Annotated in this window: 21 protein-coding genes; 7 read left to right on the top strand and 14 right to left on the bottom strand. The window is 65.1% G+C overall.

Annotation, left to right across the window (positions count from 1 at the left end; all coding sequences use genetic code 11):
- Nucleotides 1-44: 44 nt before the first annotated feature.
- Nucleotides 45-614 (bottom strand): 16S rRNA (guanine(966)-N(2))-methyltransferase RsmD, encoded by a 570-nt coding sequence (gene rsmD, locus B5483_RS06160; RefSeq protein ID WP_054947402.1) that lies wholly within the window; start codon nt 612-614, stop codon nt 45-47.
- On the bottom strand, nt 611-1,642 hold the full coding sequence (locus B5483_RS06155) for a pseudouridine synthase (RefSeq protein WP_079729742.1): 1,032 nt from the start codon (nt 1,640-1,642) through the stop codon (nt 611-613). The genes rsmD and B5483_RS06155 overlap by 4 nt, the downstream gene beginning before the upstream one ends.
- A gap of 97 nt (nt 1,643-1,739) precedes the next feature.
- Between B5483_RS06155 and B5483_RS06150 the strand changes: the two genes are divergently transcribed.
- Nucleotides 1,740-3,452, top strand: a complete 1,713-nt coding sequence (locus B5483_RS06150; RefSeq protein ID WP_054947404.1) for an AmpG family muropeptide MFS transporter — start codon at nt 1,740-1,742, stop codon at nt 3,450-3,452.
- Between the two features lie 79 nt (nt 3,453-3,531).
- Here the strand turns inward: B5483_RS06150 and B5483_RS06145 are convergent, their stop codons facing one another.
- The 3 genes from B5483_RS06145 to trpB are packed head-to-tail and all read right to left on the bottom strand — an operon-like array spanning nt 3,532 to nt 6,892.
- Nucleotides 3,532-4,866: a bifunctional folylpolyglutamate synthase/dihydrofolate synthase gene (locus tag B5483_RS06145; protein ID WP_079729741.1), complete on the bottom strand. Its 1,335-nt coding sequence runs from the start codon at nt 4,864-4,866 to the stop codon at nt 3,532-3,534.
- 4 nt (nt 4,867-4,870) lie between these two features.
- Complete coding sequence (gene trpA, locus B5483_RS06140; RefSeq protein WP_054947406.1) at nt 4,871-5,647, bottom strand: tryptophan synthase subunit alpha; 777 nt, start codon at nt 5,645-5,647, stop codon at nt 4,871-4,873.
- A gap of 3 nt (nt 5,648-5,650) precedes the next feature.
- Nucleotides 5,651-6,892: a tryptophan synthase subunit beta gene (gene trpB, locus B5483_RS06135; protein WP_054947407.1), complete on the bottom strand. Its 1,242-nt coding sequence runs from the start codon at nt 6,890-6,892 to the stop codon at nt 5,651-5,653.
- Nucleotides 6,893-7,140: 248 nt separating this feature from the next.
- Here trpB and B5483_RS06130 point away from each other — a divergent pair, with 248 nt between their 5' ends.
- The gene (locus B5483_RS06130) at nt 7,141-7,608 is read left to right on the top strand and encodes an outer membrane protein (RefSeq protein ID WP_054947408.1); all 468 of its coding nucleotides are present in this window, start codon (nt 7,141-7,143) and stop codon (nt 7,606-7,608) included.
- Between the two features lie 91 nt (nt 7,609-7,699).
- Here B5483_RS06130 and B5483_RS06125 read toward each other — a convergent pair whose 3' ends face one another.
- Nucleotides 7,700-8,341, bottom strand: coding sequence for a phosphoribosylanthranilate isomerase (locus B5483_RS06125; RefSeq protein ID WP_079729740.1), 642 nt, complete (start codon nt 8,339-8,341; stop codon nt 7,700-7,702).
- A 48-nt stretch (nt 8,342-8,389) separates the two neighbouring features.
- On the opposite strand from B5483_RS06125, the gene B5483_RS06120 reads away from it, so the two are divergent.
- Entirely contained in the window at nt 8,390-8,812 is a 423-nt protein-coding gene (locus B5483_RS06120; RefSeq protein WP_054947410.1) for a DUF4019 domain-containing protein, read from the top strand.
- 16 nt (nt 8,813-8,828) lie between these two features.
- Here the strand turns inward: B5483_RS06120 and B5483_RS06115 are convergent, their stop codons facing one another.
- The 4 genes from B5483_RS06115 to purB all read right to left on the bottom strand — a co-directional run bounded on the left by B5483_RS06115 (nt 8,829) and on the right by purB (nt 12,080).
- A complete protein-coding gene (locus B5483_RS06115) occupies nt 8,829-9,578 on the bottom strand; it encodes an SIMPL domain-containing protein (protein ID WP_054947411.1) in 750 nt (249 codons plus the stop codon).
- A 77-nt stretch (nt 9,579-9,655) separates the two neighbouring features.
- Nucleotides 9,656-10,336 (bottom strand): orotidine-5'-phosphate decarboxylase, encoded by a 681-nt coding sequence (gene pyrF / locus B5483_RS06110; protein ID WP_054947412.1) that lies wholly within the window; start codon nt 10,334-10,336, stop codon nt 9,656-9,658.
- 2 nt (nt 10,337-10,338) lie between these two features.
- Nucleotides 10,339-10,689, bottom strand: coding sequence for a LapA family protein (locus tag B5483_RS06105; RefSeq protein WP_054947413.1), 351 nt, complete (start codon nt 10,687-10,689; stop codon nt 10,339-10,341).
- 77 nt (nt 10,690-10,766) lie between these two features.
- Entirely contained in the window at nt 10,767-12,080 is a 1,314-nt protein-coding gene (gene purB / locus B5483_RS06100) for an adenylosuccinate lyase (protein WP_079729739.1), read from the bottom strand.
- A 384-nt stretch (nt 12,081-12,464) separates the two neighbouring features.
- Here purB and B5483_RS06095 point away from each other — a divergent pair, with 384 nt between their 5' ends.
- The 3 genes from B5483_RS06095 to B5483_RS06085 all read left to right on the top strand — a co-directional run bounded on the left by B5483_RS06095 (nt 12,465) and on the right by B5483_RS06085 (nt 15,835).
- Nucleotides 12,465-13,013: a helix-turn-helix transcriptional regulator gene (locus B5483_RS06095; protein WP_054947415.1), complete on the top strand. Its 549-nt coding sequence runs from the start codon at nt 12,465-12,467 to the stop codon at nt 13,011-13,013.
- A gap of 203 nt (nt 13,014-13,216) precedes the next feature.
- Nucleotides 13,217-14,851, top strand: a complete 1,635-nt coding sequence (locus tag B5483_RS06090) for an alpha-D-glucose phosphate-specific phosphoglucomutase (RefSeq protein WP_079729738.1) — start codon at nt 13,217-13,219, stop codon at nt 14,849-14,851.
- Between the two features lie 141 nt (nt 14,852-14,992).
- Nucleotides 14,993-15,835 (top strand): arylamine N-acetyltransferase family protein, encoded by an 843-nt coding sequence (locus B5483_RS06085; RefSeq protein WP_079729737.1) that lies wholly within the window; start codon nt 14,993-14,995, stop codon nt 15,833-15,835.
- 5 nt (nt 15,836-15,840) lie between these two features.
- Here the strand turns inward: B5483_RS06085 and B5483_RS06080 are convergent, their stop codons facing one another.
- From B5483_RS06080 to B5483_RS06065, 4 genes are all read right to left on the bottom strand, one after another.
- Nucleotides 15,841-17,046: a cytochrome P450 gene (locus B5483_RS06080; RefSeq protein ID WP_079729736.1), complete on the bottom strand. Its 1,206-nt coding sequence runs from the start codon at nt 17,044-17,046 to the stop codon at nt 15,841-15,843.
- 117 nt (nt 17,047-17,163) lie between these two features.
- Nucleotides 17,164-17,691: a molybdenum cofactor biosynthesis protein B gene (moaB, locus tag B5483_RS06075; protein WP_054947419.1), complete on the bottom strand. Its 528-nt coding sequence runs from the start codon at nt 17,689-17,691 to the stop codon at nt 17,164-17,166.
- Nucleotides 17,681-19,477 carry a lytic transglycosylase domain-containing protein gene (locus B5483_RS06070; protein WP_231634732.1) on the bottom strand — a complete coding sequence of 599 codons (1,797 nt, stop codon included), beginning with the start codon at nt 19,475-19,477 and terminating at the stop codon, nt 17,681-17,683. Before B5483_RS06070 ends, moaB begins: the two co-directional genes overlap by 11 nt.
- A gap of 87 nt (nt 19,478-19,564) precedes the next feature.
- Complete coding sequence (locus tag B5483_RS06065; RefSeq protein ID WP_079729735.1) at nt 19,565-20,320, bottom strand: uracil-DNA glycosylase family protein; 756 nt, start codon at nt 20,318-20,320, stop codon at nt 19,565-19,567.
- A gap of 103 nt (nt 20,321-20,423) precedes the next feature.
- Between B5483_RS06065 and B5483_RS06060 the strand changes: the two genes are divergently transcribed.
- Nucleotides 20,424-22,073 (top strand): electron transfer flavoprotein-ubiquinone oxidoreductase, encoded by a 1,650-nt coding sequence (locus B5483_RS06060; RefSeq protein WP_054947422.1) that lies wholly within the window; start codon nt 20,424-20,426, stop codon nt 22,071-22,073.
- The last annotated feature ends 9 nt before the right edge of the window (nt 22,074-22,082 follow it).

Raw genomic sequence — 22,082 nt, 5'->3', positions numbered from 1 at the left:
AGGGTCTCGCCGCTTGGCGGGGCCCTTTTTACAGCCGCGTAGTGTCAGGCTTCGACGCGGCGCAGGATGTGAAGTCGTGCCTTGCCGACATCGCGCACGGCATCGGTATCGAACCCGCGGATAGAGACGTCCTCGCCGCGTGCCGTCTCAAGGCTCACCCAGGTCGATTCGCCGATCCAGCCAAGCCGCGTCAGTTTGTCGACGGCGACAGCACCCGCGCCCGTATCGTAAGGCGGATCGAGCAGAACGAGGTCGAGCGGCTCCTTAGCCGGGCCGAGCGAGAGCGCCGAACAGGCCCGCACGTCGCATTGCGACTGGGCCTGCAGGTTGGCGATGTTGCGCCGGATCGCCCGGATCGCGGCAGCGTCCTGATCGACGAACAGGCAATGCGCCGCGCCGCGGGACAGGGCTTCAAGGCCGAGCGCGCCCGAACCTGCGAACAGGTCGGCCACCTTCAGCCCCTCGAACGTGCCGAGGCGGCTCGTCAGCATCGAGAACAGCGTCTCGCGGGTGCGGTCGGCGGTCGGGCGCGTCGTGTCCCCCTCGGGCGCGGCGAGCTTGCGCCCGCGCCACGTGCCGGCAACGATTCGCAGGCCGGTGCTTGCGCCCTTCATTCGCCTTTGCCCTTTCCAAGGGAGCGGCGGAAGTTGTCGAGATCGCGCTGCGATACTTCGCCTACGGTGCCCTTGGGCAGGTCGCCCAGCACGAAGGGGCCATAGGAGATGCGCAGCAGCCGGCTGACCTTCAGTCCGAGATGCTCGAGCACGCGGCGCACTTCGCGGTTCTTGCCTTCGGTCAGGGTCATTTCGATCCACTGGTTGCGCCCGGTGCGACGCTCCATGTTGGCGTCGATCTTGCCGTAGTGGATGCCGTCGATCTCGATGCCGTCGATCAGGTCCTCGAGCTGGGCCTGCGTAATGTCGCCGAAGGCGCGCGCGCGATAGGTGCGCGGGACGCCGTTGGCGGGCAGTTCGAGCTGGCGCTTGAATTCGCCGTCGTTGGTCAGCAGCAGCAGGCCCTCGGTATTGAGATCGAGACGGCCGATCGGCATGACTCGGCCGGTTCCGGCGGGCAGGGCATTGCGCAGGGCGTTGTAGATGGTCGGGCGACCGGCGGGATCGCGTTCGGCGGTCAGCAGCCCGGCAGGCTTGTGGAACACGAACAGGCGGGTTTCCTCGGGCGCCTTCACCGGCTTGCCGTCGACGGTCACTCCGCGCAGGTCCTTCAGCACGGTTGAAGGTGCGGTGATCGGCTCGTCGTCCAGCTTTACGCGGCCCTCTGCGATCATTCGCTCCGCTTCGCGGCGGCTGGCGACGCCGGCGCGGGCCAGCAGCTTGGCAATGCGCTCACCCTCGCGCTCGGGTAGGGAAGGATCGCGCGGTGTCGGCGGTGCGGCCGCGGGACGCGCAGTACGCGGCTTGCGCGGCGCATTGCCGCGCGCGTCGTCCTTGCCCGGACGGATTTTGTCACCGCAGGATCGGATTTTGTCTCCGCCGGATCGGCCCTTGTCATTGCCGTAACGGCCTTTTTCGCCGCCGGAACGGTCCTCGGGCTTGCCGGAACGGCTGTTGAAGGGACGCTTGCTGCCGGTCGCGGCGCGCGGGCGCCTCGGTTCGCCGGGTTTCTGGGGAGGTCTGGCCATGGCAGCGCCTTAGCTGTTGATCGCCGGTTCATCCAGCCTTCCCATACAGGTGGGGCCTGCGTATCCCGAAGCCTCGAACGCCGATGGAGTTTCATGAATGGCCGAAGCCGCGACAGATCAGCCGAAGAAGCCGGGCTGGCGCCGCGTCCTTCTCGCACTCAGGAACCGAAAGACGGGCTTCATGGCCCTGTTCGGCTTCGCATCGGGTCTGCCCTACGCACTGCTGCTCGGCACGCTCTACGCCTGGCTGTCCGACGCCAGGGTCGATCTGGAAACGATGGGCGTCTTCTCGCTGATCGGCCTTGCCTACTCGTTCAAGTTCCTCTGGTCGCCCTTGCTCGACCGGGTAGAGCTGCCGCTTCTCAAACGGCTCGGAAAGCGCAAGCAGTGGATCGTTTCGGCCCAGCTCATGCTTGGGCTGATCCTGCTGGTGCTCTCGACGCTCAATCCACTGACCGCGCTCGGCTGGTTCTCGCTGCTCGCCGGGATCGGTGCCTTCGCCTCGGCAACGCAGGACGTTGTGGTCGATGCCTGGCGCGTCGATGTCGCCGACGAGGAAGCGACGATCGACATGCTCTCGACCGTCTACCAGATGGGCTATCGCATCGCCGCGCTGGTCGGCGGTGCGCTGGCGCTGTTCATGGCCGAGCGCACCGACTGGCCGACGGTCTATGCGACGATGGGTGCGATCATGGCCCTTGTCGGCGTGCTGGGCCTGTTCGCACCCGATGCAGAAGTCACTGCCGCCACGATCGGCGCGGCCGAGGACGAACTGCTGGCGCTGCGCGATGTGGGGGAGATCGACCCGCGCGTGCGCAAGTGGGCGCTTTTCGGCATCGGCCTGCTCTGGGCCTGGGCACTGATCACCGTCGGCGTGTTCATGGTCCGCTCGCTCGGCAGTGACCCCGGAACCCGGCCCGATTCGGTCGCCTTCATTGCCACGAAAGGGCCGTTGGTGGTCATTGCGACCGTCGTCGTGCCGGCGCTGGTGGCCGCCTGGCTGGTGCGCATGAAGGACAAGGGGCGCTACGTGCTGACGGCCGCTGCGCCTGCCCGCAGCGCGATGGACCGCTTCGTCGACCACGGCTATCGCGCCCTGATCCTGCCCCTGACCGATTTCGTGGGGCGACTGGGCTGGGCGGTCATCCTCGTCTTCGCGCTGGTGCTCACCTATCGCATCACCGACGCGATCTGGGGCAGCTTTGCCTATCCGTTCTACCTCGGCGAACTGAAGTATTCGAAAGACGAAGTCGCGATTGCCTCGAAGTTCTTCGGCGTCGGTGCGCTGGTCATCGGGCTGGCGCTGGGTGGGACCCTGCTGACGGTCATGGGGCGCATGGCCACGCTGACCTTCGGCGCTCTGATCGCCGCCCTGACCAACCTGCTTTATGCCGACCTTGCCGTTGGCGGCGCGCGCATGGCCGCCGTCAGCGATGCGACCGGTTTCACCTGGCTCGTCTCGCACCTTGGCGGAGACCAGCGGCTGGCCAAGCTGATGCTGACGATCGCGGGCGAGAACATCGCCGTGGGCATCGCCGGGGCAGCCTTCGTTGCCTATCTCTCTTCGGTCGTCGCCAGAGGATACAGCGCCGTCCAGTACGCCCTGCTGTCGTCCCTGACCCTGCTGGTCGGCACGCTCGGGCGCGGCGCGCTCGGGCAGATGATCGAAGAATACGGATATTATCCGGTGTTCCTGCTTACCACCGCGATGGGAATGGTCGCGGTTGTGCTGTGCCTGATCGAATGGGCGCGCGTTGCGCGGCTGGGCCGGGCATCGGGCATCGACGCGACCGCGCTGGAAGGCGCCTGACCGGCTAGCCGCTCCGGACTGCTGTGGATCACCGCTCACCCAGAGCCCCTGTTTCAGGGCGCGCGGGTGCTTGCTTCGGTTACTCGGGAATCTCGTCGTTGTCCCGAAGCACGGTACCGGCAAGGTAAAGTGAGCCGCCGATCAGCACGACTTCATCCTGCGCGGGATCGATCTCGAGTGTCGACAGCGCCGCTCGGACACTGGCCGCAGCCACCGGGACGGGAATTTCCGGAACCTGGAGAAAAGCGTCGAGGCCATGGCAATCGTGGCCGGGTACCGGCACGACCGTGACGCTGGCGAGCCTTTCGCGCAGTGGATCGAGCAGGGCCTGCGGCACCTTGTTGGCCAGCATGCCGAGAATGAGGTGAACTCTGGTCGGTCGGCGGAAGTGGGTGGCGATGGCATTGCCCGCATCCGGGTTGTGCCCGCCGTCGAGCCAGCATGTCGTGCCCGAGGGCAGCAGCGCAGTCAGAGGACCATCGCCCAGCCGTTGCAGGCGGGCAGGCCAGCTGGCTTGCTCCATGGCCTGGGCATAGGCGCCTTGCGGTATGTCGATGGCCTGCTGTTGGCGCAGCATGGCGATGGCCAGCCCGGCGTTCACGCCCTGGTGCAGGCCCGGCATGCGCGGGGTCGGCAAGGGCAGGCTGCCTTGCGCGTCGGAGTAGGTCAGGCCCTCGGGCGACGCGACGATCGCCCAGTCCTGGCCGCGGCGGATCACCGGCGCACCGACGATGGCGGCCTGACCCTGGATCGCCTGGTTCATCGCCGGGGTATAGTCGAGGGTGACCAGCGCCGCGCCGGACTTGGCGATGCCTGCCTTTTCGAAGGCGATGCGGGCCATGGCATCGGTCGGCACGTTGTCTTCGGGTGAGAGGAGGAAGGCCTCGTGATCGATGCCCAGCGACGCTATGCCGCACACCACCGGTGCCTCGATGACGTTGGTCGCATCGAAGCGTCCGCCAAGGCCGACCTCGATCACGCAGGCATCGGCAGGATAGCGTGAAAAGGCAAGGAAGGCCGCCGCGGTCGAAACCTCGAAGAAGCTTGCGCCGATTCCGGCAGCTACGGCAACGTCGAGCACTTCGTTCAGCAGCTCTGCCAGCGTTTCGTCTGCGATCAGCTTGCCCGAAACGCGGATACGCTCGTTGAAGCGGACGAGGTGCGGGCTGGTGAAGACGTGGACGGTCTTGCCCGCCGCCTCCAGCGCGGCGCGCAGGAAGGCGCAGGTCGAACCCTTGCCATTGGTGCCGGCGACGTGGAACACCGGCGGCATGTTGCGCTGCGGGTTACCGAGGCGATCGAGCAGCACGCGCACGACGTCGAGACCGATGCGCCCCTGCGGCACCGAGAGTGCGCCGAGGCGATCGAGCTGGGCCTGGACGCGGGGGTCGTCCGAAACCGCAAAGTCGCGCATGGGATCAGCGTGCCGAATGTACCGCTTCGGCCAATGCCGCGGTCAGTTCGCGCAAGGGACCGGCGGCGTTGTCGCCGTGCTGCTTCACCAGGTCGATGAAGGCGGAGCCGACGACGACGCCATCGGCGACCTTGGCGATCTTGCCGGCCTGTTCAGGCGTACGCACGCCGAAGCCGACGGCTACCGGGATGTCCGAGGCTGCCTTGAGGCGGGCGACGGCATCCTCGATCGAAGCCTGTGCAGCCTGCTGCATGCCGGTGATCCCCGCGACGGAGACGTAGTAGAGGAAGCCGGAGGAGCCTTCGAGAACGGCGGGAAGGCGCGCGGTGTCGGTGGTCGGCGTGGCGAGGCGGATCAGCGAAACGCCGGCTCCGCGCAGTGCCGGGCCGAGTTCGGCGTCTTCCTCGGGTGGGATGTCCACGCAGATGACGCCGTCGACGCCGGCCTTGCGGCACTCCTCGGCGAACCATTCGGGGCCGCGGATCGTCATCGGGTTGGCATAGCCCATCAGCACCAGCGGCACTTGCGGGTGACGCGCGCGAAATTCGGCCGCCATGCGGAAGATGTCAGCCGTGCGCGTGCCCTTGGCCAGGCTGCGCAGGTTGGCTTCCTGGATCGCCGGGCCATCGGCCATCGGATCGGTGAAGGGCATGCCCAGTTCGATCACGTCGGCGCCGCCCTCGACGAGCGCGTCGAGATTGGCCGCGGTATCGCCGTCACCGCCGGTAATGAAGCAGACGAGCGCAGGGCCCTTGGAAAAGGCAGTTTCGAAGCGGGTCATGTCTTAGAGTTCCACTCCCAGCGCTTCGGCGACGGTGAAGATGTCCTTGTCGCCGCGGCCCGAGACGTTGACGACGAGGATCTTGTCCTCGTCCATTTCGGCGGTGAGCTGGGGCAGGGCGGCCAGCGCATGGGCGCTTTCGAGCGCCGGGATGATGCCTTCGAGTGCGCAGCACAGCTGGAACGCCTCGAGCGATTCGTCATCGGTGATCGGCACGTAACGCACGCGGCCGCTTTCATGCAGCCAGGAGTGCTCGGGGCCGAGGCCGGGATAGTCGAGTCCGGCGCTGATCGAGTGTGCCTCGGTGATCTGGCCGTCCTCGTCCTGCAGCAGGTAGGTCTTGTTGCCGTGCAGAATGCCGGGCTTGCCGCCGGTGAGGCTGGCCGCGTGCTGGCCGGTCTCGATACCGTGGCCTGCCGCTTCGACGCCAACCATCGCCACTTCCGGGTCATCGAGGAAGGGGTGGAACATGCCGATCGCGTTCGATCCGCCGCCGACGCAGGCCAGGACCATGTCGGGCAGGCGACCTTCGGCTTCGAGGACCTGCTGGCGGGTCTCGTGGCCGATCACGCTCTGGAAATCGCGAACGAGTTCCGGATAGGGGTGCGGACCTGCTGCGGTGCCGATGATGTAGAACGTGTCGTGGACGTTCGCGACCCAGTCGCGCAGGGCCTCGTTCATCGCGTCCTTGAGCGTTTCCGCGCCGCTGGTGACGGGCTGCACTTGCGCGCCCAGCAGCTTCATGCGGAACACGTTGGGCTTCTGCCGCTCAACGTCCTTGGCGCCCATGAAGATGGTGCAGGGCAGGCCGAAGCGGGCGGCGACGGTGGCCGTGGCAACGCCATGCTGGCCGGCGCCGGTCTCTGCGATGATCCGGGTCTTGCCCATGCGGATCGCCAGCAGGATCTGGCCGATGCAGTTGTTGATCTTGTGCGCGCCGGTGTGATTGAGGTCCTCGCGCTTGAAGTAGATCTTCGGACCCTTGCCCGCGGGCGCCAGCTTGCGGAAATGCTCCGTCAGGCGCGGCGCGAAATAGAGCGGGTTCGGACGGCCGACGAAGTTCTTCAGCAGGTCCTGAAACTCTGCTTCGAACGCAGGGTCCTGCTTGGCCTTGCGATACTCCTTCTCGAGATCGAGGATAAGCGGCATCAGCGTTTCGGCGACGTAACGACCACCGAACTTGCCGAAGTGGCCGGTCTCGTCGGGCAGGGAACGCAGCGAATTCACGGGCGTGATGGTAGTCATAATCGGGCCGCTTGGCAGACGAGCGCGGCCAAGTCCAGAGCCTTCGCGCGGTGGGTGGCTGACGACCGAATTCAATTGCAAATTATGCATCTTAACATGAGGATATAACACGATAGTATCCTTAAATGGCGGATTTGTGACACTTTCGAGCTTTCCTGAATTATTTTGTTCATCTGGCGGCAAGGAAGGCGGGCGCAGCGGGGCCGTCCCCGATGAGGGTCGGGGGAAGAATTCTGGAGTTATAAAATATGCGTATTGCACTTGTTTCGCTCGCCGCGGTTGCTGCCGCAGCTGCTGCCACCCCCGCCATGGCCAATGAAGCCCGCATCGAGGCGCGCACCGGCCTCATCTGGAACGGTAGCGACAGCGATGCAGTTGCGGGCGTCGCAGCCGGCTACGACTACGATCTCGGCGACAAGCTTTTCGTCGGCATCGAAGGTTCGGCTGACAAGGTTCTGGCTGACGACACCCGCGTTTCGTGGGGTGCAGGCGGCCGCGCCGGCTTCAAGGTGCTCCCGGGCAGCAAGCTCTATGCTGCGGCAAACTGGCAGTCGAAGTTCTGCCGTACCTGCAACAGCGCCGTGGGCGTTGGCGGTGGCTGGCAGCAGGACCTCGGCCAGAAGGTCTACGCCAAGGTCGAGTACAAGCACCTGCTCGTTGGCGACAACACCCCCGATGCCGACCTCGGCCTCATCGGCGTTGGCGTGAAGTTCTGATTTTGGGCTCAGGCCTGATCTGAATTCGCTCCTCGGAGCGTAAGCCAGGGGAAGGGCGGTCCATGAGGGGCCGCCCTTTCTCGTTGTGGCGTCAGGGTGCCTGGATTGCGCGGCAGAAGGCGGCGATCCGGTCGTTGTCCTTCACGCCCGGCGCGCTTTCCACGCCCGACGATGTATCGACGAGCGGTGCGCCGGTAAGTTCGACCGCCTGCGCAACGTTGTCCGGCGTCAGCCCGCCGGCGAGGCCCCAGGCCATCGGGCCCTTCCAGTTCGCCACCAGCGTCCAGTCGAAGCTCAGGCCCATGCCGCCGGGCAGCGTGCCTTTCGGCGTCTTGGCGTCGAACAGGACCCGGTCGATGGCACCGACATAGGTCTCGGCGCGCGCCACGTCCTCGGCGCTCGCCACCGAAAGTGCCTTCCACACCGGAATGCCGAAGCGCGCACGCAGTTGTGCTGCGCGTTCGGGCGTTTCCTGGCCGTGGAGCTGCAGGACGTCGAGGCGGGCTGCGGCCATCGCTTCGGCGAGCATGGCATCGTCCGCATCGACGAACAGGCCGACGCGCGCAATGCGCCCCTGCGCGCGGGCAGAGAGTGCGGCGGCTTCAGCGGGCGTGACGTTGCGCGGGCTCTTGGGGAAGAAGACGAACCCGGCATAGGCGGCACGCGCCCTGATCGCCGCGTCGAGCGAACCGGGCTCGCGGATACCGCATATCTTGATCTCGGGTGTTGGCATCGCGCAGTCGTCGCCTATGTATTGGCCCCAGCCATTCCGGGGACGAAGATGTACCGTGTCGCGCGCTATCTAATGCCATTTGCCGCAGCCGCAATGCTTGCGGGCTGCGGGATCAAGGAGTCGGTGAAGGACGCCCAGGTCGAAGTCGGCGAGTTCCATGCCGCTTTGGATGGCGGCCAGTGGAAGAAGATCTGGATCGCCGCCGACCCGGATCTGCGCAAGGGGACCGACAAGGCGCAGTTCGAAAAACTGCTCGAAGCGGTCCATCGCAAGCTGGGAGCCGTCAGGGACAGCAGGCAGGTCAGCCTCAACGTGAATTCCGGCACCGGTGGCACTTTCGTGACCGTGATCATGCAGACCACGTTTGCAAAAGGCACCGGCACCGAGGAGTTCGTCTTTCGTCGCGGCGAAGGGAAGGCTATGGCGCTGGTGCGCTACAATATCCAGTCGCAGGACATGATGCTCAACTGACGGGTTGCTGAAGGCCTCAGGGCGCCAGTTCGAACTGAACCGTGACGTTGGTGTTGAGTTCCAGTTCGCCCGCAGCGACCGGCGGGGCTGCGCCGACCTTGCTCGCTTCCATGCGTACGGCCATCGGCATCGGCGGCGAGTATCCGCCGCTCTCGCTGATGGATACGATGCGTACCACGCGCAGTCCGGCCGCCTTGGCGTAAAGATCGGCGCGTGCGCGGGCCTCCTTCATGGCATCGACGCGCGATTCGTTGCTTGCCGCGCCGGGCTCGGCCAGCATGAAGTTGGGGCCGTTGACCTGATTGGCACCGGCGCTGACCAGCGCGTCGATCACCTTGCCCATGTCGTCGAGCTTGCGTTGGCGCACCATGACGTTGTTGTTGGCCTCGTAGCCGACGATGGTCCGCGCGTCGCTGTCATAGCTGCCGTCGGGCAAGCGCTTGGGCTGGGAATAGACCGGGTTTAGGTTGAGGTCGCTGGTCTGGATGTCCTTGTCGGCGATGCCCGCCTTCTTCAGGGCAGCCATGACCTGCGCCATCTGCCGCGAATTGGCGGACAGCGCTTCGCTGGCGGTGCGGCCCTGGGTGGCGACTCCGGCCGAGTAGCTGGCCATGTCGGGCGTGCGCGTGGAACTACCCTGTGCAGTGACAGTCAGTAGCGTGTGCCCTGCGGCAATGGCAGGGACGACATCGCTCTGCTGGGCAAGAGCCGGCGGCGCGATGGCAGTGGCAAGCGCGGCGGCGGCAATCAGGCTCAGGCGTTTCATTGGGTATTCTCCGTCTTGGTGACCGTGCAACGATCTGGACGGAAAGAGGTTTCTGCGCGCTGAACCGAGTGCGCGCGTTACAGGGTGGCTTCGATGGCCCGCGCAGCGGCGAGGGGATCTTCGGCGCGGCTGATCGGGCGGCCGATTACCAGCACGCTGGCGCCGTTGTCGCGCGCCTGGCGCGGGGTGACGATGCGCTTCTGGTCGCCGTTGCCCTTGCCGTCGTCAGGACGCAGGCCGGGGACGACGAAAAATCCGTCCTTCCACTGCTTGTGCACCGCGCCGACTTCGTGGCCGGAGCAGACGATGCCGTCGAGCCCGGCCGAATGGGCGAGGTCGGCAAGGCGCAGGGCCTGTTCGCCGGGGTCGGACTGGACGCCGATCGCGGTCAGGTCGTCATCGTCGAGGCTGGTGAGCACGGTAACGGCCACGACCTTGCAGTTTTCCCCGGCAGCGGCCTTGGCGTCTTCCATCATGGCGCGCCCACCGGCGGCGTGGATGGTGACGATCGCCGGTTCCAGCACGTGGATCGCCTGCATCGCGGCGGCGACCGTGTTGGGAATGTCGTGCAGCTTGAGGTCGAGAAAGATCGGCAGGCCGAGCTTGTGCAACTCGTGCACGCCGTGATGTCCGTGCGCGCAGAAGAATTCGAGCCCCAGCTTGATCCCGCCGATATGGCCCGCAACCTTGCGCGCCAGCGTTTCGGCGGCGTCGAGGCGGGGCACGTCGAGGGCGAGATAGATGGGGTTGTTGCTCATTCTCAGGCTTCCGGAGAGGGGGTGGGCGTTGGCGTATCGAGTGGTTCGGCAGCCAGCGGGGTGTCGCCTGGCTGCGAAGTCATGGACGGCATCGAGCTTGCCCGGATCGAGTTCTCCAGCGAAGCGATGCGGCGGGTCAGACGCCAGCGCACGGCACGCAGGTAGAGCCAGACCGGAAGCATGCCCAGGAGGAAGAACAGCAGGGCGACGACGCCCACCGGCCATTCGAAGTGGACGTAATTGCCATCGTCGAGCGGCCAGAAGTTCACGGGAACCTTGGTCCAGTTCATGGCAATGAACGCCACGAGGATCGCGGTGAGCGCGATCCACAGGACGGTACGAATGACCTGCATTTTTCCTCCTGTGCTCCCTGAGGGAATTTCACGATGCTAGGCGTGAAATCAGGGCATTGGAAGACCGGGCAGAAGGCTTAGTTGCCGAAGACCCGCGCGAAGATCGTGTCGACGTGCTTGAAGTGGTAGTCGAGGTTGAACTTGTCCTCGATCACTTCGGCAGGCAGGGCCTTGGCAACGTCGGCATCGGCCTTGAGCAATTCGAGCAGGCTGAGCTGTCCGTCGGATTCCCAGACCTTCATCGCGTTGCGCTGGACGAGGCGGTAGCTCTCGTCTCGGGTCAGGCCCGCCTGCGTGAGGGCCAGCAGGACGCGCTGCGAGTGCACCAGGCCGCCCATGCGGTCGAGATTCTTCTGCATCCGTTCGGGGTAGACGAGCAGCTTGTCGATCACGCCGGTGAGGCGCGCGAGCGCGAAGTCGAGGGTGATCGTCGCGTCCGGACCGATGAAGCGTTCGACCGAGGAGTGCGAGATGTCACGCTCGTGCCACAGCGCCACGTTCTCCATCGCCGGGAAGGCATAGGAGCGGATCATGCGCGCCTGGCCGGTGAGGTTCTCGGTCAGCACGGGGTTGCGCTTGTGCGGCATGGCCGACGAGCCCTTCTGGCCCGGCGAGAAGTATTCTTCGGCCTCGAGCACTTCGGTGCGCTGCAGGTGGCGAACCTCGACGGCGATGCGCTCGATCGAGCTGGCGATCACGGCCAGGGTGGCGAAGAACATCGCATGGCGGTCGCGCGGGATGACCTGGGTCGAAACCGGTTCGATCTCGAGACCCATCTTCTCGGCGACATAGGCTTCGACCGAAGGATCGACGTTGGCGAATGTGCCCACGGCACCCGAAATGGCGCAAGTGGCGATTTCTTCGCGCGCGGCGACGAGGCGCTTGCGGCAGCGGGCGAACTCGGCATAGGCCTCGGCCATCTTGAGGCCGAAGGTGACCGGTTCGGCATGGATGCCGTGGCTGCGGCCGATGGTCGGGGTGTATTTGTGCTCTTCGGCGCGGCGCTTGATCGCGGCCAGCAGGTCGTCGAGGTCGGCAAGCAGGATGTCGGCAGCCTTGACGAGCTGGACGTTGAGGGTGGTGTCGAGAACGTCCGAGCTGGTCATGCCCTGGTGCATGAAGCGCGCTTCGGGGCCTACCTGCTGGGCGACCCAGTCGAGGAAGGCGATGACATCATGCTTGGTGACAGCCTCGATGGCATCGATCGCGGCAACGTCGATCACCGGGTTGGTGGCCCACCAGTCCCACAGGGCCTTGCCGGCGCTTTCCGGCACGACGCCAAGCTCGCCCATCTTGACGGCGGCATGAGCCTCGATCTCGAACCAGATGCGGTAACGGGCTTCGGGTTCCCAGATCGCGGACATCGCGGGGCGGGCATAACGGGGGACCATGGTTCGACTCCTTCAGACCTGACGCGCGTGTGCCGCTAGGGGCAGGGCGCGCGAAAGGCAAGGGCGGGCAAGGCGGAATTGCAGAAGCCGGTGCGCCGTTCTTGCGCTCCTCGTCCGGCCGATGGCGCGCCAAGGCCTTGGAAAGCCTGCAGTGCCATGTTGCCAGGCGTGTTCTTGTCCGGTGCGCCTTCTCGACATTCGGGTGCGCGGATGGGCGCCGCTTTATGCCCCGGAAGAAACGATACCGGGCCGGACATTTTTTCGTCTCTTTGGCTTGCTAGGAAGTCAAAGTCAGCCTTATAATGCAACAAGTTAAGTGCCGGGAAAGGGTGTCGGCGCGAAACTGGGGTTTATACATGAACATTACTATCTGTCGGGCGGGGCATGGGTGACGACGGCGCCGATCGGGCGCCAAGTCCGCTCGATGTGTTTCCCAGTCTGACGCCAAAGCAGCATGAAGTCCTGGGATACGTGGCGGAAAATCGCACGAGCAAGGAAATCGCGTTCGAACTCGGCATTTCGGTGAGTGCCGTCAATCAGCGTATCGAGAGCATCCGCAATCGCACCGGATCTCCGCCGCGTGCCGAACTGGCGCGCGCCTACCGGACCTACCTGCTGGAGCAGGAAAAGACTGCGGAGCCGGAAGAGCCAGCGCCAGCATTCATAGAACTGGCGCCTGCGTCCAAAGAGCCGGATGCGACCGTGGACGATGGTGAAGAACAAGTCCGCGTGCCCGATGTCGATGCTGTTATCGTCAGTGGCGCTATCGCGGTCGATCCCTTGACACCTGGGAGCCTAGCACGAGCCGCTTCTCCTCTTCCGGAGCCGTCGCCGCGCAGTCCGTTGGCGAAGGCGCTGATCATCACCGGTGGGACGATCCTCGTCGTGCTTGTGTCGCTTGGCATCGTATTGACGTTGCACAAGGTCATGTGAGCCGAAGTCGGATCGGTCCGGGAACCGGTCCTTTTCGATTCAGCCAATTGCGCACTCGCGTCATCCCATCGGGCGTTTGACTTCAATGGAAACGCCATGAAAGTGTTCGCAGGTGCAATCGCGCCGTTCCGCCGGTGGTTCTGCCCCGCGGTTCATCCCTTTTTGGTTTATGCTGTTCAGCTCATCCCGGTGGAGACTTCGGATTGACCCAGATCGTCACGGTTCAAACCCAGCCCTTCGATGGACAGGCCCCCGGCACGTCCGGCCTGCGCAAGAAGGTGAAGGTGTTCCAGCAAGCGAACTATGCCGAGAATTTCATCCAGTCCGTCTTCGATTCCGTGACGCGTGATCCCGGGGCGACGCTTGTTATCGGTGGAGACGGCCGGTTTCATAACCGCACGGTCATCCAGCAGGTGATCCGCATGGCGGCGGCGAACGGCTACGGTCGGGTGCTCGTGGGGCGCGGCGGCATTCTCTCGACCCCGGCAGCCAGCCACGTGATCCGCAAGTACACGGCAAGCGGTGGACTGGTCCTTTCGGCCAGCCACAACCCCGGCGGTCCGGACGAGGATTTCGGCATCAAGTACAATATCGCCAACGGCGGTCCCGCGCCGGAGGGCGTGACCACGGCGATCCACGCCCGCACGCTGGAGATCGACCGCTGGCTCACCGTGGAGGCCGATGACATCGATCTCGATCGGATCGGCGATGTCGAAGTGGCAGGGATGACGGTCAGCGTGATCGATCCGGTCGCCGACTATGCGGACCTCATGGAAGAGCTGTTCGACTTCGCCGCAATCCGCAAGGCGGTCGCGGACGGGTTCACCATGCGCTTCGATGCGATGAGCGCGGTGACCGGCCCTTATGCCGTCGAAATCCTCGAGAACAGACTGGGCTTCGCGAAGGGCACCGTCGTCAACGGCACGCCGCTTGAGGATTTCGGCGGTCATCATCCCGACCCCAACCTCATCCACGCCAAGGAACTTCATGACCTGATGATGGGTGAGGACGCGCCCGACCTCGGCGCTGCCTCCGATGGCGATGGGGACCGCAACCTGATCATCGGGCGCGGTCGCTTCATCACGCCTTCGGATTCGCTGGCCATGCTGGCAGCCAACATCGAGATCGCGCCGGCCTACAAGGGACGCCTGGCCGGAATTGCCCGTTCGATGCCGACCAGCGCCGCGGCCGACCGCGTAGCCGAAGCGCTGGGCGTGCCGTGTTTCGAGACGCCGACGGGCTGGAAGTTCTTCGGAAATCTGCTGGATGCGGGCAAGGTGACGATCTGCGGCGAGGAGAGCGCGGGCACGGGTTCCGATCACGTGCGCGAGAAGGACGGCCTTTGGGCCGTGCTCCTGTGGCTCAACATTTTGGCGGCAAGGCAGATCCCGGTCGATCAGCTTGCCCGAGAGCATTGGGCGCGGTTCGGTCGCAATTACTACGCCCGCCACGACTACGAGGGGATCGCCAAGGACGGCGCCGATGCCCTGATGGCTGAAATCAAGGACAGCCTTGGCGTGCTCAAGGGCCATGCCTTCGGCCCCCTGACGGTGAAGTTGGCCGACAGCTTCTCCTACTCCGACCCGGTCGACGGTTCGGTCAGTGAGAACCAGGGCATCCGTGTGCTGTTCGAGGACGGCTCGCGCATCGTCTTTCGTCTCTCCGGCACCGGCACGCAGGGCGCGACCTTGCGCGTCTATCTCGAAAGATACGAACCGGCAGACGGAAGGCTCGACGAGGAAACCGGGGCGATGCTGGCCGACCAGATCGTGGCAGCCGAGGCGATTGCGGGCATCGTGGAACATACCGGACGCACGGCGCCTGACGTCATTACCTGATCGGCAGTATCGCAAGGGGAGGACAGGGGGCGCTGAATAGTCCCCCGTTCACGCACAGCATTTCCCCCGTCCATGCACCGGTTATCCCCGAGTTATTCACAGGCTTGCCCAAGGCCGCGTGAACATGCCATTCCGCCGCGAATGGAACTCGAACAGTACCTTGGCCGTATCGGCCTGAGCGAAGCGCCGGCCCTCGATGCGGGCGGGCTGGCCCAGTTGCAGCTCGCGCACCGGCGCGCCATCGGTTTCGAGAATCTCGATATCCGCTTGGGACGCGGCATCCGCATCGACAGCGCGTCGGTGTTCGACAAGCTCGTGGTGCGCGAGCGGGGTGGCTACTGCTTCGAGCAGAACCGCCTCTATGCGGACATGCTCACGCTGCTGGGTTCTGAAAATCGCCCGTTGCTGGCACGGGTCCTGCTCGGCATTCCCGAGGGTGTCGCTCCGCCGCGCACGCACACGCTGCTCCTTGTGCAAGTCGACGGCAAGCCGTGGATTGCCGATGCGGGCTTCGGAGGCAGCTTCGTGCCGCCTCTGCCGCTCGAACACTGCGCGGAAGTGGGGACGTCGGACGGTGCCCGCCATCGCCTGCTGCGCGCGGGCGAACCGGGTTCGCTGCTGGGCGAATGGCGGCTCGAACGTGCCGGGCCGGTGAGTGCGACCGATGGCCGCAGTGCCCCGCACGGCGACTGGCAGCCGCAGTACGCCTTCGACCTCACGCAGGTTGCTCCCGATGACCTGGAGATGGGCAATCACTGGACTGCGACGCGGCCCGATACGCGCTTCACCGCGCTGCATATCGCCAGCATTGTCCTGCCGGGTGGTTTTGCAGCGCTCAGCGAAAGACAGCTGACGGTCTATCGTGACGGCACAAGCGAGACGCGCACTATCGACGATCCGCGAGATTATGGGCGTCTCCTGCGCGATCTTTTCCGCATCGCGATGACCGACGACGAGGTCGCCGAGCTACCGCTGTTTACCTGAGCGGGTCAGTCCCACTCAAGCCGTAGCTCGGTCAGGGCGCCGACATTGCCTGCGCGGTACCGCGGAGGAGAGCCGGGCTTGACCCGGAACGGCGGAATGCCCTTGAGCCATTCCTCGATGAACAGGATCGCCTCCAGCCGGGCGAGCCCCGCACCCACGCAGCGATGCGGGCCGACACCCATGGTGGTGTGGCGCACTGGCGGGAGATTGCGTTCGAAATCGACCTTGTGGGGGTTGTCGAAGCAGGCCGTGTCGAGGTTGTGGATCGAGCTGTTGAGGTAGACGAGATCGCCTGCCTTGAGCGTGATGCCGTCGATCTCTACGTCCCTCACGAGATTGCGGGTGACCGAGACCATCGGATAGCGGCGCATCAGTTCGTCTGCGGCCTGCGGGATCAGCTCGGGACGTTGCCGCAGCAGGTCCTGGTCCTCGGGATGGCGCGCAAGGTGCAGGGCGATGTTGCCGAACATCGAGACGACCGTGTCCAGCCCGCCGAAAAGCAGGTTGCGGCACATGCGCTGGGCCTCGTCGAAGGTCCATGCGCGGCCCTCGATGGGGATGGAGAGAATGCGGCTGAACAGGTCCTGCCCGGGATTGCGCAGCCGTTCCTCGATATAGGGGCGCAAGTAGCCGTCGGCCGCATCGCGCAATTGCTCGACCGTCATCGAACCGTCGGGCCGGGTCAGCTGCTGGCCCAGCGGACGAAGGCGCAGGCGGTCCTGCGTCGGCACGTCGATCAGGGTGAGGAAGATGTGGATCGGCAGGACTTCGGCGTATTCCTCCATGAACTCGCATTCGCCGTGCGGGGCGATCTGCGCGGTCAGTTCGCGCGCGACCTCGCGGATGAGCGGCTCCATCGCGACGACGTGGTTGTTGGCGAAGCCCTTCATCACCGCCATACGGAACGGTTTGTGCTCGGGGGCGTCCTGCTGGAGCGGGATGAACTCCATCGCTTCGCCAAGACCCGGGGTTACTGCCAGCGCCTCGTTGGACAGGTTCTCGGCATCGTTCCAGAGCCTGCGCGTCGTCTCGCCATCGGCGGCGATCCAGTGGCCGCCGTTGGCCGTGGTCCAGACAAGTGCATGGTCTCCGCGTACTGACGCCCAGGCCGCAAAGTAATCGTCCTCCGCGCCGGGCGGGGCGAAGATGTCGAAATCGACAACCCGGTCTGCAGGAACATGGTCGGGACGGTTCGCCGTCACAGTTGCCATCGCACTCTCTCCCAATGTCTTTTCGGGTGAGACGCTAGGTCTGCAGGTTCAGGTAGCCTACTCGCACAAGGGCGAGGTGGTGCGGGCCGGTATGTCGATGAAGCCGGTGAGTGGCGGTCAGACTTCGCGCAGGCGCGGCATCAGCTCGACGAAGTTGCAGGGCCGGTTACGGCTGTCGAGCTGTTCGGCCAGAATGCCATCCCAGCCGTCCTTCACCGCGCCGTTCGATCCGGGCAGGGCGAAGATGTAGGTCCCGCGCGCAACCACGGCCAAGGCGCGGCTCTGCACGGTCGAGGTGCCGATGGTCTTGTAGGAAAGCCAGCGGAACAGCTCCCCGAAGCCCGGAATTTCCTTGTCCTTGATCTTGTCGAGCGCCTCTGGCGTGACGTCGCGGCCGGTGAGGCCGGTGCCGCCGGTCGAGATGATGGCGTCGATGCCGCGATCGTCGATCCAGTTGTTCAGCCGGTTGACGATGCGACCTGCATCGTCGCGTTCGATGGCCCGCTCGACCAGTTTGTGGCCGGCATCCCGGATCCGCTGTTCGAGAATGTCGCCCGACGTGTCGTCTTCGGGGCCTCGGGTGTCGGATACTGTCAGAAGGGCAATATTTATCGGCTTGAAAGTCCGCTCGAGATCAATGGCCACGCAAGATCGCTCCGTTCGCTGCCATGCGCACGGCCTTCGACCCGGCCAGTTCGGGGAAAGTCGGCCACATGTCCTGAGCGAGCGCCACCCGGCTTTCCGAAACGCCACCCGCCTGGCGCTCGTACATCCAGTAATTGCGCAGGACAATGTTCACGTAGCCACGGGTTTCCCAGTAGGGAATCGATTCCATCCAGAGCAGCGGATCGCCGTCGTCCTTGATCTCGGTGTTCCACCGCGTGATCGGCGCGAGCCCTGCGTTGTAGGCTGCCATGACCTTGGGCAGCAGGCCCTGCGTCCCCGACGCGCTCTTCAGCATTTCGAGATGCCGCTGGCCGAAGGCGAGATTGATTTCGGGCTTGTTGAGATCGCTGGGCGATCCGGATACGCCGATGTCTGACGCATGGTCGCGTGCGGCCGAGGGCATGATCTGCATCAGGCCGCGCGCGCCGGCGGGGCTGACGACGCTGGTCTGGAAGATCGATTCCTGCAGCGCATGGGCATAGACGAGCGCCGGATCGACTTTCCAGCCGCCGATGGGCGTCCACTTCGGTGTGGGGAAGCGGGTAGCCGGCTCGGGCTTGCCGCCGCGCGGCGCATTGTAGGCCATCCACAGCTGGGTCGAAGGAAGGCCGAGGTCGCGTGCAAGGCGCGAGAGCGGTTCGTACTGTTTAGGATCGCCGATGCGCGCCTGATGGCGCAGGACTTCGTCGGCGAGGCCGACCTCGCCGATTTCGGCCAGTTCCACGGCAGCACGCACATTGGTGTTGTTGCGCAGCGATTGCCAGTCGGTCTGGGTGAAGTCAGCGCCGGCGTGCTGTTCGGGCAGGTGCACGCCGAGCTGTTCGCTCGCCAGCATGCCGTAAAGCGTCTCGTCGCGCTTCGCCGCCATGCGCAGGGGTTCCGTGGCAAGGTCGGGGCGGCGGCAGCGTACGAGGGCGCGGCTCTGCCAGTAATAGGAAGCGGAAGTCAGTTCCGCATTCTCGGACGCTTTCGCGGCCTTGGCGAAGGCGTCGCTGGCGGCGTCGCAGTCGCCAAGGCGCCATGCGGCGAGGCCGGCTGTCCACCATGCCTCACCTACCCACGGGCCGGTGCCCAGGGCAGCCAGTTGTGCCATCTGGTAGGCCGATGTGTCCTGGTTCTCGATGTAGAAGCTCCAGGCGACACGCTGGCGCCATTCGGCGCGCGCCGAATTGCTCAGTCCGGCATCGATCCCATCGAGCAGGACGCGCGCGCCCATCGGGTCATCGTTCTTGATGCGCTCGAGGATGCTGGAGGAAATCGCCTCGGGCATCGTTCCGTCGCTGATCGAGGCGGGACGGGTGCGCTTGGTCATCGAGGGCAGGCGGGCGAACTGCTGTTCGGTGGGCAGGTCGGGGATCGCATCGGCCCCGCGCTTCAGGGCGAGGCGGGAGATCTGGTCGGCGCCGGGAAGCTCCGTGCCCTTGGCCAGCCAATCCTGCAGGTCGGGCAGTTCGATCTTCGGGGAACCAGCGGCAAGATAGTACTCGGCGCGGGCCTGCTGGTGCAGCGGACCATCGGGCCGCTCGGACAGCATCTGCTGGACCTTGGACCAGTTCTTGGCGTCGATCGCGTCGAACACCTGCTTGTAGTAGGCGCGGTCGTCCTGGCTCAGTAGCGACGGCACGGCGGTGCGGTCCGCCCGGGTGCGGAAATAGTCGACGGCGGCACTGTTCGCATATGCAGGAGCGGTCGCCACTGTCGCGGTGCACGCGATGGCGATACCGGCGATCCATCCTGCCTTGGCAAGTTTACTCAAAATTCGCATCCCCGATCGTTCGATCACTCTGCCTGTCCGGTGCAGCCCGGACCGTTCCGGCGCAACCTGCCCGCGTGGTGTCTGCGCTGGGCCGGTTCAGCCGGCCGTCCACTTGAGCCAGGCCTGCCAGAGAACGGCTTTCCAACGCGGCTGCGCCAGCAGTGCGGGTAGCCCCCTCGAAGCAAGCAGAGGTATCGTTCCTCCTTCATGATCGAATGTGTGCAAAACGGCAGAGCGTTGCGGCAATTCGTGCCCGATGAGCGGTAGAACGTTTGTTCCCAGTACGATAAGCCGCTCAGGCGCCACCAGATTGATGTGGTGAACGAGGACTTGTCCAAGCCCGCGTTCGTTCATCGCCGGCCAGTCTGGCGCCGGTGCGGCGCGGGGCAGGGCGCTTGCGAGGTAGATATCGTCGCGGCGCGTACCGAATGCGGCCAGCATGGCATCGAGCAGACGGCCTTGCGGTCCGGAAAGCAGTGCCTCGCTGTCGTCGGGCTCCGGCATATCGACGACGACCATCAGTTTCGCGCCCGCCTGGCCCCGAGGCAGCATTCTGCCCTCGGTGGAGCCATCGTCGAGCAGGGGCTCGCTCAGCCACCACTGGCCGAAGGCGGCCAGGTCGCCGGGCAGCGCCGCGGGGTCGAAGCGGCTGGGCGGCGGTGCCACTTCCGCCTGTTCGACCGGTGCGCGGCGGGGACGCTGCGATGCGGAGGCGTCGGCCAGTTCGTCTTCGGGCGGGGCCAGCCATTGGCGCGGCTCGTCGAGGAAGGCATATTCCACACCCGCGCCCCGCCACCAGTCGAGCGCGCCTGTGATTTCGTCCAGAAATTGCGTATTCGTGGCTTGAACCATCGCCGGGGTCTTGACCTGTCGGCGACGAGCAATCAAGGCACAAGAGAAATTAATCGTACGACTAAGTTGATACCGAATAACAGGATCGGAGTTGGGGGCCCCCATGATTGAACGTGAAGAGATGCCATATGACGTCGTCATCGTCGGCGGCGGTCCGGCAGGCCTGTCGACGGCGATCCGGCTCAAGCAGGTTGATCCCGAATTGCAGGTCTGCGTTCTGGAGAAGGGTTCCGAGATCGGCGCCCACATCCTTTCGGGTGCGACCATCGATCCCAAGGCGCTGGACGAACTGCTTCCGGGCTGGGCCGATGACGGCTGTCCGCTGGCCGAAACGCCGGTGACCGACAACCTGCACTGGCACCTGACCAAGAAGGGCAAGGTCTCGATGCCCGAGATCCTGATGCCGCCCTTCATGTCGAACGAAGGCAACTTCACCGGCTCGCTGGGCAACCTGTGCCGCTGGCTTGCCGAAAAGGCCGAGGAACTCGAAGTCGAGATCTTCCCCGGCTTCCCGGCTGCCGAAATCCTTTACGACGACAACGGCGCGGTGATCGGTGTCCAGACCGGCGACATGGGTGTCGACCGGGAAGGTAACCCCAAGGACGACTTCCAGCCGGGCATGAACCTGCTCGGCAAGTATACCGTCTTCTGCGAAGGCGCGCGCGGTCACCTGACCAAGCGTCTCAAGGCCAAGTACGACCTCGAGGCGAACTGCGAGCCGCAGATCTATGGCCTTGGCATCAAGGAACTGTGGGACATCGATCCCGACAAGCACGCGCCGGGCCGCGTCATCCACACCCAGGGCTGGCCGCTCAGCGAGAGCGATTCCTGGGGCGGCGGCTTCCTGTACCACCAGGCCAACAACCAGGTCTCGCTCGGCTTCGTGACCGCGCTCGACTACAAGAACCCTTATGTCTACCCCTTCGAGGAATTCCAGCGCTGGAAGCAGCACCCGGAAATCCGCAAGATCCTCGAGGGCGGCAAGCGCGTGGCCTATGGCGCGCGTGCGATCAACGAGGGCGGTTGGCAGTCGGTGCCGCAGCTTGCCTTCCCGGGCGGCGTGCTGGCCGGTTGCTCTGCCGGTTTCGTCAACGTGCCGCGCATCAAGGGTACGCACACCGCGATGAAGTCGGGCATGCTCGCCGCCGAGACGATCGCCGCTGCGATCAAGGCGGGCCGTGAGCAGGACGCGCTCATGGAATACGACACCGCCGTGCGCGAAAGCTGGATCGCCAAGGAACTCAAGCTCGTGCAGAACGCCGAGCCGATGGTTGCCAAGTGGGGCGGCGAACTGGGCACGATCCTTGCCGGTGCGGACATGTGGCTGCGCACCCTGTTCGGCTTCGGTCTCGCCAAGCCGATGAAGCACCACACCGACGCCTCGACGCTGCAGCGGGCCGATCTGTACAAGCCGATCGAATATCCCAAGCCCGACGGCGTCATCAGCTTCGATCGCCTGACCAGCGTGTCCTACTCGTTCACCAACCACGAGGAAGAGCAGCCCTGTCACCTGCGCCTCAAGGACCCGACGGTGCCGACGGCGATCAACCTGCCGGTCTATGCCGGGCCGGAAGCGCGCTACTGCCCGGCCGGCGTGTACGAGTTCGTCGATCCGGACGGCGCGGGGCCGCGCCTGCAGATCAACGCGCAGAACTGCGTCCACTGCAAGACCTGCGACATCAAGGACCCGACCCAGAACATCGAATGGGTCACGCCCGAAGGCGGCGGTGGCCCGAACTATCCGAACATGTGATTTTCGGAT

Source organism: Novosphingobium mathurense (assembly GCF_900168325.1).
GTDB classification, from domain to species: Bacteria; Pseudomonadota; Alphaproteobacteria; order Sphingomonadales; family Sphingomonadaceae; genus Novosphingobium; species Novosphingobium mathurense.
Note: the sequence above shows the minus strand (reverse complement) of the source record. Positions and strands in the feature narration are given on the sequence as shown.